Below are 12,497 nucleotides of genomic sequence, written 5' to 3' on the forward strand. Positions count from 1 at the left end.
CTCGGAGCGCAGCCCTGGAAGTACCAGCAAGACAGGCGGCACCTGGTTGCAGCCTCGTGCACCTGCTGCACGCGTCTGCAAGTGCGTGCATGGCACTGGAAGGGAGGGCAAATTGACCGTCGAAGCACCAGAGGAACGTGCGCGAAAGATCGTGTCGAGCATCCTCAAGGCAACCCAGCGCGACGCCTCCCAGACCGCCATCGCGGCGGCTATGGGGGTGAGCGAATCCACAGTCTCCAGGCTGCTCAGCGATCACCTAGACAAGTTGGCGCTGGTAATGGCGCATGCCGGCCTGCGCGTTGTCGGTCAGGACATGCGCTGCTTCCCGCCCGACTACGTGGACGCGTTGTTGCTCATGGCGAAGCAGCACCTGAGCGCTGTGCAGTCAGTTCGCACTCTGGAGTGGGACTGATGCGCCGCGCCGTTCTGTGGTTCGCCCACTTTCTCTACTGGCTCCGCGTGCACCGCGGGAATGTCAGCAACGCCCGTTGGGCCACCGATCACGAAATGGGCTCTTGGCGTTGAGCCGGGCCCCAAGCAAGGAAACGCCATGAAAGCTCACAACATTGAAGTGTTCGCACGCGACGGCGATGTCGTCGTGCGACAGGAGGCGCCCTATAGCGATGACTCCACTGATGACGGATGCGACATCGTGCTGTTGACGCCGCAGCAAGCAGCTGCGGTGTGCCGCTGGATCATGGCGGCGGCCCGCGAAATCCGTGCGAAGGGGGATCGCTCCCAGTGAACTATTTCGAGCTTCACATCGGTGACTACGCCGAGGCCACGCAGCACCTGAGCATCCTTGAAGACGGCGTGTATACGCGGATGCTGCGCAAGTACTACGCCAGCGAGAAGCCGCTGCCGGCCGAGATCGAGAAGGTGCAGCGGCTGATCGTCGCCAAGTCCGACGAAGAAAAGGCAGCTGTAGAGGTCGTGCTGTCCGAGTTCTTTGTGCTGCGCGATGATGGCTGGCATCAGGAACGCTGCGACGACGAGATCGCACGCTACCAAGCTGGCGAGCCGGAGCGCGTTGCCAAGAAGGCCAATGAAGACGCCCGAACGGAGCGGCATCGCCAAGAGCGTGCGTCGCTCTTCGCTGCGCTAACGAAGGCCGGGAAGCATGCTGCCTGGAACACCAGCATCAAGGATTTGCGGGCGTTGGTGGCTGCGTTACCGCAAACGGCACCTGCAACACCCGTCACGACACCCGAAACGTTCGAGGGCCCGGGAACTGTCACGGCACCTGCAACGCCTGTCACGGCTACCCAGACACCACTCCCCACTACCCACCTCCCACTACCCACTACCCAAAATAAAGAAGATACCCCCCTTACCCCCCAAGGGGGGAAGCGTCGCCGGAAGCCTGCGGTTGATCTCGGCCCGTTGATGGAGGGCTTCGAGGTGTTCTATGCCGCCTACGGGAACAAGGTCGGCCGGAAGGATGCGGAAAAGGCATGGATTCAGCTGTCACCCGATGACGCACTGCAGGCAGTGATCCTGGGCGCTATCGCTGCACAAAAGCCGCACCGTGACTACCGCGAGAGCGGGCGTTTCATCAAGTACCCGGCGAGCTGGCTTCGTGGTGAACACTGGAACGACGAGGTTCCGGGTGCGAAGACCAAGGCCGCGCCTGTGACCGACGACGGCCGGCAGTGGTGGGAGGTGGCCGGCTTCGAGCACCCGGGCGAGGCGGCGAACGCACGATGCCACGTCCTCAACTACCACGAGTTCCGCGATGGCAAGCGCATCGTGCAGGAGGCCAGCGCGTGAACGTCACCGAGTTGAAGCACATGCTGGCCAACCAAGCGTTGGAAGTCGCTCGCATGCTGTTGCCGCAGGGCAAGCAACGCGGCAGCGAGTGGAAGGCGGGCAACACCAGCGGCGAGCCAGGCGACAGCCTTTCCGTGTCCATCCGCGGGCACAAGGCCGGCGTGTGGAAAGACTTCGCGAGCGGGGAGGGCGGCGACCTGATCGACCTGTGGATGGCCTGCCGTGGGTTGTCCATGGTCGAGGCGCTGAAGGACATCAAACGCCACTTCGGCATCCGCGATGACCTGCCGAAGCCGCCGGAGAAGACCTACCGCCGGCCGGAGAAGCCGAAGTGCCAGGCCGCGAAAGGACGCGCGCACGAATGGCTGACCGGCCGCGGCCTGACCGACGACACGATCAAGGCCTTTCGGATCGCGGAGCAGCTGCAGCATGGCAAGACCTACGCGGTGTTCCCCTTCATCGACGAGGCCGGCGAGGTGCTGAACATCAAGTACCGCAACCCGGACGAAAAGAAGGACATGCGGCAGGAGAAGGACGCCGCGCCATGCCTGTTCGGCTGGCATCTGATCGAACCGAAGGCGCGGGCCGTCACGATCACCGAGGGTGAGATCGACGCCATGACGCTGCACCAGATGCGCGTGCCGGCGCTGTCTGTGAATCAAGGCGCCGGGAATCACCAGTGGATTGAACACGACTGGGAAAAGCTCGCTCGCTTCGACGACATCCTGATCTGTTTCGACAACGACGAACCCGGCGACAAGGGCGCAGTGGAAGTCATCAACCGCCTGGGCATCGAGCGGTGCCGCCGCGTTCGGCTCGGCGCCAAGGACGCCAACCAGTGGTTGCAGGACGGGGCCGAAGCCGTCGATTTTCAGCAGGCGATGGAAGGCGCGCGCCCGCTTGACCCCGAGGAGTTGCGCAACGCCGACGAGTACACGCAGGCGGTGGTCGAACTGTTCTATCCGCCGCCAGGATCGCCGCTCGCGCCCGCTCTCTACCTCGACAAGGAGCTGGAGTGGTTCCGCTTCCGCATGGCCGAATACACCTGCTGGACCGGCATCAACGGGCACGGCAAGAGCCTGATGCTCGATCAGATCCTGCTGGGCCTGATGCTGCAGGGCGAGCGCGTGGTGATCTTCTCGGGCGAAATGGGCGCCTCGCGCCACCTGAAGCGCATCCACAAGCAGGCCACAGGTCTGGACCGGCCCACGCGGGAATACGTCCACGCCGTGGGCGTATGGCTGCGCGACAAGCTCTGGATCTTCGACTTGGTGGGCGTGGCAAAGCTGGATCGTCTGTTGGAGGTGTTCGCCTATGCGGCCCGCCGCTACGGTGTGCGTCACTTCGTCATCGACAGCCTGATGATGATCGATGTTCCGCAGGATGGACCCGGCGCCATCACCAAGCAGAACGAGGCCGTGCAGAAGCTCGTGTCGTTCAAGAAGACGCACAACGTGCATGTGCATCTGGTGGCCCATCCGCGCAAGCTGCGGGACGAGGCTGAGGCACCGGGAAAGATGGAGGTCGCCGGCGCCGGCGGCATCGTCAACGGCGCGGACAACGTGTTCTCCATCTGGCGCGCCCAGAAGGACGAAGCGCCGGCCAACCCGAACGACCCAGAAGCCGTGGCGAAGTGGCAGGAGATGCAGGACGACATCGACGCGAAGTTGATCCTGAAGAAGCAGCGCGAAGACGGTGTGCAGGACTACACGCAGGTTCTCTGGTTTCACAAGCCCTCGATGCAGTACCGCACCAGCCAACGGCGCTACCCGCTGCGCTTCGTGGAGTTCTCAACCCAAGATCAGGAGGTTCCCCAATGAGCATGAAGGAGTTCGAGCAATACCTTAAGGCGTCCGATTTCTTCGCCGACACCATGAACGCACACCGTGCGGCAACGGCCGAGGTGATCGTGGGTTTTGCGCAGTTGCTGAAGCGCCGCGGTGTGAGCGATGCCGAATTCAAGGAACTGCTGCGGCGCCTTGAGGATGCCAGCGGCCGTCCTTCGGTGGATGGAAGTCGGCGCAACCTTGCGGCTCGGATCAGCGACAGCCTGAAAGGGCGCGCATGAAGGTGATCGAGCGCTACGCCAGCGCGGTTCGCTCGACGAACCTGGAAATCAACGAGCGGACCACCCGCTCCGATTCGGACGTGCTGGGAGCGATGGGGCTCGCCGCTCGGGAGTTCCCCTTGGCAGTGGCGCTGCAGCGCCTGTTCCTGGGTGACAGCACTGCAGGCCGCGAGTTGGTCGAGATCCTGGCCGACGACGCATGGCGACAGGCGAGGGCGATGAAGGTGAAGCTCAACCGCGTTCAGGCCTATGACCTGGCTCAGGGTTGCGTCGCGTGGCACCGGAATCCGACCTGTGAGCATTGCGGCGGGCACGGTGCGACGGTCATCCCGGGCAGCAAGACGCTGGGAGTGAAATGCAAGTTCTGCAAGGGCACCGGTCGCACGTCGCTCAGCAAGATCTTCAAGGAGCACGCCGAGGTTGCAGAGTGGCTGGTTACTCACATGGAGAGGCACCAAGCGATGGCAGGGCCGGAGGCAATGAAGCAGATCGCAGGGTATCTGGACTTGAAGATCGCGGTCGCAAAGGTGGGAAAGTAAAAAATCTTTACGCCAATGCGAGTTGTCATCTAAAATGGCGTTGCCTGTACAAATCCCGGGTGAGCCGGGAACAATAAGAGCAGCTCAACCCTTGATGAGCGGAGCTTCGTCTTGTTGTCGGTAATCCTCAGCGGAATTTGGGCCTCCGGACGCGTATGCTTTGCCCCGAGGAATCTTTACCTCGGCAACGGTGAAAGGGTCTTAGGCTATGAACGGGTTCGAGGCGCATGTCAAAGGGATGAAGGTCGATGAGCAACGTGCTTTGACGCCATCGGACATCGGCATGGAACTGAGACAGTTCCATTTGTTTGCAGACAGATTGATCGGCATTGGATACGCTGTCGGCGATATGAATTTTCTTGGCCGACACCCTCATCGAGAATCGGAGACTGGCCACGACTACATAGACGCGTTGGTGGTCGAGCGGATTCTCTAGGTTCGAACCCCAAGCCAAACAGCCCGCCCAGGTGCACACCTCGGCGGGTTTTTAGTTCATGCGGTGAGCCTATCAAGCTCCGCGCTCAGATATGCGAGATCCGGACCCGGAGTTCCAAAGGACTGCAATAGGATGCGCGCGTAGAAGGTCTCAAGCGTGAGCGGTTGGTGGGCATGGACGCCGCTTAACCCCTGTAGTACTGGAATACCGGACTGACTCACTGTTTGCTGACCGGAAACCGCGTTATGCAGTGCCAAGGTTGCCCTCGCCATTCCAGTGAGCAGGACGGCCAGTTGTTCATTCGAAATGGTCATGGACTATCCTGGAAGTTGATCGTCAAATGATGCCCCTCGAAGTTATGTTGCGCCAGCATCGCGCCTAGCTCTAACTTCAGCGATCTGCTGAGGCAGGTTGTAAAGGTAGACCAAAAGGAAATGCGTCAGATGGTGCATCTGATCAGCCATTTCTTCTGTGGCGTCCTCGTCGCCATGGAGCGCCTCATTTCCATCTAGCCGTAGCTCATGGGCCCACGCCTGCATATCGGCAGTGATGCGATGCTCGTTCGCGAGTTTGTCAATCCGCTTTTCCAGCTTCCAGGCCTCGACATCCGGAGCAAAGTTCTTAAGTGCCAGTTCCATTGTTCGCCGATAGCTGGCACAAGCAGCGTTCCAGGCCCTTCGCCGGCGGGACTCCGCAGCCTCTACGTAGCTTCGTGCGACCTTCTCAGGAACATTCTCAGGCGCGGCAATGATTGGAGCCTCGGGCCAGATGCCGATGACTTCAAAATGTGGCAGGTCCAATAGATTTCCGTGGTAACTAGTAGAACTCCAGGTTCCGGCTGAGTTGCGATTTCTGATGAGGGCGGTTAAGGGGCGGTCGCAGGCGTTGCAGCTTCCGAGAATTACTTTGGAGGCTGCCTGCTTTTTATCCTGATACTCACCATGGATCGTGAAACCCATCTCGTTGGCCCCACAGTGCGGGCAGTGTGAAACTAGTACCGCCATATCCTCTCCAGGTCGAACGTCCGAAGTTCAAAGGTTGAAGCCGCCGCAACCGTCAGCGCAAAAATTCTCAGTTTTGTGCGCGTAGGCAGTTCATTGCTTTTCATACCGCATCCTTTTGCGGCTCATCGCTCGCGGTCGTACATGTCGCGCACGCGCTTCACGTTGGCGCTATGACCATCGTGATTGGTCTCCCTTGTTCCGCCTGATGTGACGGTGGTGGTCCCACCGGAAGTGGTAACAGTCGTCTTCTGGCCGTTAGGGCCTTTGACCACCGTGGTTTGCCCGGCGAGGGCCGTGCCAAGGGACATCGAGAAAAGCAGCGCGACAAAGATGCTGGCGCGTTTGGTCTTCATGTTTCCTCCTCGTTGTTAGAGCTAATTGCCGTGGCATTGCCCCAGCAAGGCCATCCTAGGTAGTACCCAACGCGTATCAATCACGTGAATTGGGTAATTCTTTGGTTCTCTTTTTCTCGGCCCTGGAATTGAGCTGCATAACCCTGGGACCGGCGCACAGGTCCACAGCTTCGGACAAGCCGCGAGGCACCCGAGGGAGGAAACCAATGTCTAAAGTAGAAGTAAATACATCTGCGGGAGCAGGCAAACGTGCAAAGACCGGCGGCAGGATGGCTGGAACGCCCAACAAGGCCACGAAAGAGTTTCGGGAGACGGTGACCAAGCTTCTGTCCGATAACGCGGATAACGTCGCGCTATGGCTTGAGCGTGTTGCGGTGGGCGTCGAGCCTGTTCTTGATGCAGAGGGGAACGTCGCTAGGAAGGGTGTTCCGCCAGACCCGGCGAAAGCGCTTGATCTGCTGGCTAGTCTGGCTGAGTTCGCGGCACCGAAGCTTTCGCGCACAGAGCTGACCGGCAAGGATGGTGGACCGGTGCAGTACTCGAAGGTTAAGCGCACCATCGTTGATCCTGCGCTACCGAAGCCGTGAAGACCCTGAACCTGCAGACGGCCCGAGTGTTCGTGCCGTTGCTGACGCCTGCGCGCTACAAGGGCGCCTGGGGTGGTCGCGGCTCTGGCAAATCGCACTTCTTCGGCGAGCTGCTGATTGAGGACTGCATGGCCGAGCCGGGCAACTCTGGCGGCGAAGGAATGCGCTCAGTGTGCATCCGCGAGGTGCAGAAAGACCTAGCGCAGTCGTCGAAAGCGCTGATCGAGGCGAAGCTGCGCGCGAACGGCATCACTGAGGCGGACGGCTTCAAGATCTTCCGCGACTGCATCGAGACGCCCGGCGACGGGCTGATGATCTTCAAGGGCATGCAGGACTACACCGCCGAGAGCGTGAAGTCCCTGGAGAACTTCAAACGCGCCTGGTGGGAGGAAGCGCAGACCGCCACGCAGAATTCCCTGGACCTGCTGCGCCCGACGATTCGCGCGCCGGGGTCCGAACTGTGGTTCAGCTGGAATGCACGCCGGCGCACCGATGCCGTGGACTTGATGCTGCGCGGCGCCGAGATCCCTACCGGAGCGGCGGTGGTCAAGGCGAACTGGCGCGACAACCCGTGGTTCACGGCAGAGCTTGAGCAGGAGCGCCTGGACTGCCTGCGCATGCAGCCGGACCAGTACGACCACATCTGGGAGGGCGGGTACGTCACGGTGATGACCGGCGCCTATTACGCCAAGTCGATCACGGAAGCGCGACTGCAAAACCGCATCGGACGTGTCGCGGCAGACCCGCTGATGACCGTTCGCCTGTTTGCCGACATCGGGGGCACTGGCGCGAAGGCCGACTCGTTCGTCTTCTGGGCCGCGCAGTTCATCGGGAAAGAGATCCGCGTCCTGGACTACTACGAGGCGCAAGGCCAGCCGCTCGCCACGCATCTGGCCTGGCTGCGGTCGCGTGGCTACACGCCCCAGCGTGCACAGATCTGGCTGCCGCACGACGGTTCCACGCAGGACAAGGTGTTCGACGTGTCCTATGAGAGCGCACTGCAGGCGGCCGGCTACTCGGTCACGGTGGTGCCTAACCAAGGCAAGGGCGCTGCCGCCGCGCGCATCGAGGCTGGCCGGCGCCTGTTCCCGTCGATGTGGTTCAACGAGGAAACCACCGAGGCCGGCATCGCTGCACTTGGCTGGTATCACGAGAAGAAGGACGAGAAGCGAAACATCGGCCTGGGCCCGGAACACGACTGGGCGAGCCATGGCGCTGACGGCTTCGGCCTCATGTGCGTGGCCTACGAAGAGCCGGTGGCGCAGAAGCCTTTCAAGTACCCGAAGCTCAACAACGCATAAAGGAGCACAGCATGGCTCTTGGCAAGAACAACCCGCAGTATTACCCGAAGGGATGGCGCGCGGGCCCGCAGAAGCTCGCCCCGAAGGTGTTCATTCCCGAGAAGTCGGGCACCTACGTGAAGAAGCGCCCCCTCACGCCTCCCTGATATGACCGCTCCAACCCGATCCAAGCCAATGAACGAGGCGGACCTGAAGGCGCTCGTGGATTCGGAGCTGTCGCAGGCTCTGGGCGTCGAGAGTTCGAAGCTCTCCGAGCAGCGCCGCAAGGCCCTCGCGTACTACTACGCCGAGCCCGAAGGCGACCTGGCGCCGCCGGAGATCGTCGGCCGCTCGAAGGTCGTTTCGCCGGACGTGCGCAACACCATCGAGTCGATGCTGCCGCAGCTGGTGGTGAAGTTCGTGGGCGGCGATACGGTGGTGCAGTTCGAGCCCACGAAGCCGGGCGACGAAGGGAAGGCCGATTCGGCTACGAAGTACCTGAACCACTACTTCTTCAAGAAGTGCAACGGTCACACGCTCACCGTGACGTGGGCCAAGGACGGGCTGCTGCAGAAGCGCGGCGTTCTGAAGTGCTGGTGGGACACCCGCCACGAGGAAACCCGCGAGGAATACGTCAGCCTGACCAAGGTAGGCCTCGCGAAGCTGATGGATGACCCTGAGATCGAGATCATCGATCACAAGGAGTATCCCGACGAGGACGAGGCGAAGGCGCGCGCTCAGGCCGTCGAGCAGCTGCAGCAGCAACTCGCGCAGGCGCTGCAAGCCGCCCAGCAGCAGGCGCAACAACCGAAGCCGCCCGGGCCGCCGCAGGGCATGCCGCCGGGGCAGGGTGGCGCAGGGCCGGGTCAGCAGCCGCCCGCCGCACCGATGGGAGCGCCGCAGCAGCCGCCGCAACCGCCCCAGAACGGGCCGGCCGGCGCCGCGATGCAGATCCAGCAGCAGATCGCCATGATTCAGGCGCAGCCGCCGGCCGTGCTGTACGACGTGGGCTGTAAGCGTGTCCGCAAGGGCGGGAAGCTGAACATCGAGCCAGTGCCGTCCGATGAATTCATCATCTCGCGCGGTGCGAAGACCATCGCCGAGGCCCGCTTGGTGGGCCACCGGGTGAAGCGCACGCTGTCCGAGCTGAAGTCCATGGGTTACCCCGAGGACAAGATCGACAGCCTGGGATCCGACGACTCCGAGGGCAACAGCAACGCCGAGCGCATCGCGCGGGACAAGTTCGACGACACCGGCGACGAATTCGAGGGCAACAGCACCACGGACCGCTCGCAGTACAGCGTCTGGGTGAAGGAGCTGTATCTGCGTGTGGACTACGACGGCGACGGCATCGCCGAGCTGCGCAAGGTTGTACGGGCCGGAAACCAGATCCTGGACAACGAGATCGTCGATGAAGCGCCGTTCGTCAGCTGGTGCCCGGTGCCGATGCCCCACAAGTACTGGGGCCTGTCGGTGGCTGACCTGGCGATGCAGGGTCAGAAGACGAAGACCAGCATCGTGCGCGGCCAACTGGACAACATGTACCTGCAGGTGAACGGCCGGTACTTCGGCGTGAAGGGCAAAGTCGATTTCGACAGCCTGCTGGACAGCCGGCCCGGCGGCGTCGTCATGATGGATCAGCCCGGCATGGCCGGCCGCCTCGATCAGGGCATGGGCGACCTTGGCGCCGCAGCGCAGCTGATGGAGCAAGAGGAACAGGCGCTCGAAAACTCGACCGGCTGGACCCGTTACAGCCAGGGTAACGACGCGAAGGGCCTGAACGACACCTACGGCGGGGTTCAGATCATCACGAACAAGGCCGACATGCGCACCGACCTGATGGCGCGCAACCTGGCCGAGGGCTTCGTGGACCTCTTCAAGATGATGCTGAAGCTGGTCTGCCAGAACCAGAAGAAGGCCGAGCTGATCCGCATTGCCGGCGAGTGGATCGAGATGGATCCGCGCGAGTGGCGAAACCAATTCGATACGGACATCAACGTCGGCCTGGGCGTCGGCAACAAGGACCAGCAGGTCGGGCACCTCATGGGCCTGCGCCAGCTGCAGTTGAGCGGTCTGCAGTTCGGCACTTCGACGCCGAAGAAGATCTACGAACTGGACACCGAGATCGCAAAGGTCATGGGCTTCAAGTCTGGCGATCGCTTCTTCAACGATCCGGAGAAGACCCCGCCGCCCCCGCAGCCCAATCCGATGCAGGCGCAGATGGAGGTCGAGAAGATCAAGGCTCAGGCACACCTGCAAGTTGAAAGTGCCAAGCTGCAAAGCAATCAGCAGATCGAGGCGATGAAGGTTCAGCAGCAGATGCAGCTGGAGCATGCCAAGGCTCAGATGCAGGCGCAGGTTGACATCAACCGTCAGCGAGCCGAAGCCGAGCAGCATGCCCTGCGCATCAAGCAGGAGGCCGAGTTGGAAGCCATGCGCAGCCAGATGAAAGACAGCTTTGATCGCTGGAAGGCTGAGCTAGATGCTGCGGTCAGAGTCGAGGTGGCCAACATCAGTAGCAAGTCCAAGCTGGACAACCCCGCCACCGAGGCGGCAACCAATGAAATTGCCACTGAGGTGCGCCAATGACCGCCGTTCTGAAGACCTTGGCATCGCGCCTTCGTGCATTTCTGCTGCCTTCATGGTCGGTGCTGGAGGAAAGCGACGGCTCGTTCTGCCTCTACCGCCAACAGTTCGGCCGCACGCATCTGTTCGAGCGCTGGGCCACGCTGCGCACCGCCGGTCAGCGTCTTGCAGAGCTGCAGGGCCATGTGAACGTCGGCGCCGTGGTGGCGCCGGAACGCATCGCGAACGCCATCGGGCGGGATGTGCCTGAAGAGTCTGCGACGACGCCGCATGCGCGCGTCTATCGCGGCAACCGTGCCCGGGAAGTGCTCGAAAACGAGTCTTTCGACTGGGCTTTCAACACCCTCAAGTCGGAGATCGTCGAATCATGGCAAAACGCACCAATGCAGGACCCGCAGGGACGGGAAACGCTGTGGCTGTCACTGAAGCTGCTGGAGAAAGTCCGCTCTCACCTGGTGAGCAGGCTGGAGACGGGCAAGCTGGCGCAGCTGGAGCTGAAGCATCTGGCGGAAATGGAGAAGAACGCCAAGGCGTGGCAGGAGTGACTTTTGACATCGGGCGTGATGCTGTTGCACTCGTGAATGCTGGAGACCGCGAGACACCTGCCTGGGATGTCGTTGAGGCCGAGATCACCCGCCGCAACGCCATCGATCACCAGATCGCAACCGTCTGGCATCCCGCCGCCCGCGGCGACGTGATCGTCACCGCGCTAGGCAACGTCCGCGTGGCCGTGGGCGAGGTGGCCGAGTACCAACTGAGCACAGGCGAGAAGATCGCGCTCTAAGTTTTCGAGCAGGAGGCGGCCTGCCCGAGGGGATTCCCCTTTTCCCGCCAGCATCCGTCGCGAGACGCTGCGCCGCACAGTCGGCATGGAGTAAATCATGACTTTGGACACCCCCGATGCGGGACCCAGCGAAGGCCTGAGCGTCAATCAGGCATCAGAAGCCCTTTCCTCGCTTCTGGACGATGACCAGCCGGCGCAGACCGGAGATCGCGTCGAACTCAAGCAGGAACCTGCAACCAATACTGCCGCTGCCGGCGCCGAGGACACCGCCTCGGCAACCGCTGGCGAGGCTGGTGATGGTGGCGACGCCGGCGACGACGGCCAAGCGCAACCCGAGATGTTCACCGTCAAGATCGATGGCAAGGAAATCCAGGTTCCGCGCGAGGAAGTCATTGCGGGCTACCAGCGTCAGCAGGACGCGACCCGGAAGACGATGGCCGCCGCCGAAACGCGCAAGGCCGCTGACACCGAAATCGCGCAGGCCCGCGCAGAGCGACAGCAATACGCGGAAAACCTCACCCGCTTTCAGCACCAGCTGGAAGCAGTGCTGCAACAGCAGCAGGAAATCGACTGGCCCGCCCTGATCGAACGCGATCCGCAGGAAGCGATGCGGCAGCAGCACCTCTTGAGCCAGAGGCAAGCAGCGCTGCAGCAGACCTACCAGCAGCAGCATCAGATTCAGCAGCAGGTTGCGGCCGAGCAGTTCCAACAGTTCCAGGACCATCTCAGGAATCAGCACGACATCCTCGTTGCCAAGCTTCCGGAGTGGAAGGACGAAGGGACGCGCAAGGCTGAAATGACGGCCATCCGGGACTACCTGACCACGAACGGGTACACCGCGGCCGAGATCCAGAACGTGGCGGACCACCGCGCCATCCTCAATGTTCGCAAGGCGATGCTTTACGACCAGCTGATGAGCAAGGCGGACGCTGCGGCCAAGAAAGTGGCGAACACGCCCACCAAGGTGGTTCGCTCCGGCACCGGTGACTCTGGATCGACCGACAAGCGCACTGCCGCGTACCAGAACCTGGCCAGGACCGGATCGGTCAAGGCCGGCGCGGCGGTTATCGAATCTCTTCTCGATTAAGGA

At 62.0% G+C, this 12,497-nt stretch carries 17 protein-coding genes; 14 read left to right on the forward strand and 3 right to left on the reverse strand.

All coding sequences use genetic code 11. From position 1 onward, the window contains the following. Positions 1–112 precede the first annotated feature (112 nt). The 7 genes from ABL840_RS04955 (at position 113) to ABL840_RS04985 (ending at position 4,813) form a co-directional block, all read left to right on the forward strand. Positions 113–412: a helix-turn-helix domain-containing protein gene (locus ABL840_RS04955; RefSeq protein WP_093299196.1), complete on the forward strand. Its 300-nt coding sequence runs from the start codon at positions 113–115 to the stop codon at positions 410–412. A 138-nt stretch (positions 413–550) separates the two neighbouring features. Then, positions 551–745: a hypothetical protein gene (locus ABL840_RS04960; RefSeq protein WP_176947368.1), complete on the forward strand. Its 195-nt coding sequence runs from the start codon at positions 551–553 to the stop codon at positions 743–745. Then, the gene (locus ABL840_RS04965) at positions 742–1,770 is read left to right on the forward strand and encodes a DUF1376 domain-containing protein (protein WP_176947369.1); all 1,029 of its coding nucleotides are present in this window, start codon (positions 742–744) and stop codon (positions 1,768–1,770) included. The genes ABL840_RS04960 and ABL840_RS04965 overlap by 4 nt, the downstream gene beginning before the upstream one ends. Further along, the gene (locus tag ABL840_RS04970; protein ID WP_418116201.1) at positions 1,767–3,590 is read left to right on the forward strand and encodes a toprim domain-containing protein; all 1,824 of its coding nucleotides are present in this window, start codon (positions 1,767–1,769) and stop codon (positions 3,588–3,590) included. Before ABL840_RS04965 ends, ABL840_RS04970 begins: the two co-directional genes overlap by 4 nt. Continuing rightward, positions 3,587–3,838, forward strand: a complete 252-nt coding sequence (locus tag ABL840_RS04975) for a hypothetical protein (RefSeq protein ID WP_093299201.1) — start codon at positions 3,587–3,589, stop codon at positions 3,836–3,838. The genes ABL840_RS04970 and ABL840_RS04975 overlap by 4 nt, the downstream gene beginning before the upstream one ends. After that, complete coding sequence (locus tag ABL840_RS04980) at positions 3,835–4,377, forward strand: hypothetical protein (protein WP_093299204.1); 543 nt, start codon at positions 3,835–3,837, stop codon at positions 4,375–4,377. Before ABL840_RS04975 ends, ABL840_RS04980 begins: the two co-directional genes overlap by 4 nt. A 208-nt stretch (positions 4,378–4,585) precedes the next feature. Next, positions 4,586–4,813 (forward strand): hypothetical protein, encoded by a 228-nt coding sequence (locus tag ABL840_RS04985; protein ID WP_093299207.1) that lies wholly within the window; start codon positions 4,586–4,588, stop codon positions 4,811–4,813. Between the two features lie 56 nt (positions 4,814–4,869). Here ABL840_RS04985 and ABL840_RS04990 read toward each other — a convergent pair whose 3' ends face one another. From ABL840_RS04990 to ABL840_RS05000, 3 genes are all read right to left on the reverse strand, one after another. Continuing rightward, positions 4,870–5,127, reverse strand: a complete 258-nt coding sequence (locus ABL840_RS04990; protein WP_143042883.1) for a hypothetical protein — start codon at positions 5,125–5,127, stop codon at positions 4,870–4,872. A 42-nt stretch (positions 5,128–5,169) separates the two neighbouring features. Continuing rightward, positions 5,170–5,772, reverse strand: a complete 603-nt coding sequence (locus ABL840_RS04995; protein WP_093299210.1) for a DUF4145 domain-containing protein — start codon at positions 5,770–5,772, stop codon at positions 5,170–5,172. 167 nt (positions 5,773–5,939) lie between these two features. After that, the gene (locus tag ABL840_RS05000) at positions 5,940–6,170 is read right to left on the reverse strand and encodes a hypothetical protein (RefSeq protein ID WP_093299212.1); all 231 of its coding nucleotides are present in this window, start codon (positions 6,168–6,170) and stop codon (positions 5,940–5,942) included. Between the two features lie 206 nt (positions 6,171–6,376). Between ABL840_RS05000 and ABL840_RS05005 the strand changes: the two genes are divergently transcribed. The 7 genes from ABL840_RS05005 (at position 6,377) to ABL840_RS05035 (ending at position 12,494) form a co-directional block, all read left to right on the forward strand. Next, complete coding sequence (locus ABL840_RS05005) at positions 6,377–6,757, forward strand: hypothetical protein (protein ID WP_143042884.1); 381 nt, start codon at positions 6,377–6,379, stop codon at positions 6,755–6,757. Continuing rightward, a complete protein-coding gene (locus tag ABL840_RS05010) occupies positions 6,754–8,058 on the forward strand; it encodes a phage terminase large subunit (RefSeq protein WP_093299217.1) in 1,305 nt (434 codons plus the stop codon). Before ABL840_RS05005 ends, ABL840_RS05010 begins: the two co-directional genes overlap by 4 nt. Before the next feature lie 11 nt (positions 8,059–8,069). Then, positions 8,070–8,204: a hypothetical protein gene (locus ABL840_RS05015; RefSeq protein WP_354421607.1), complete on the forward strand. Its 135-nt coding sequence runs from the start codon at positions 8,070–8,072 to the stop codon at positions 8,202–8,204. 28 nt (positions 8,205–8,232) lie between these two features. Next, positions 8,233–10,626: a portal protein gene (locus tag ABL840_RS05020; RefSeq protein WP_093299220.1), complete on the forward strand. Its 2,394-nt coding sequence runs from the start codon at positions 8,233–8,235 to the stop codon at positions 10,624–10,626. After that, complete coding sequence (locus ABL840_RS05025) at positions 10,623–11,168, forward strand: hypothetical protein (RefSeq protein WP_093299223.1); 546 nt, start codon at positions 10,623–10,625, stop codon at positions 11,166–11,168. Before ABL840_RS05020 ends, ABL840_RS05025 begins: the two co-directional genes overlap by 4 nt. Positions 11,169–11,200: 32 nt before the next feature. After that, positions 11,201–11,407, forward strand: a complete 207-nt coding sequence (locus tag ABL840_RS05030; protein WP_093429379.1) for a hypothetical protein — start codon at positions 11,201–11,203, stop codon at positions 11,405–11,407. Positions 11,408–11,504: 97 nt separating this feature from the next. Then, positions 11,505–12,494 (forward strand): hypothetical protein, encoded by a 990-nt coding sequence (locus ABL840_RS05035; RefSeq protein ID WP_418116202.1) that lies wholly within the window; start codon positions 11,505–11,507, stop codon positions 12,492–12,494. Positions 12,495–12,497: the final 3 nt, after the last annotated feature.

The sequence above is a fragment of the Variovorax sp. NFACC27 genome (assembly GCF_048301545.1).
Lineage (GTDB): Bacteria > Pseudomonadota > Gammaproteobacteria > Burkholderiales > Burkholderiaceae_C > Variovorax > Variovorax gossypii.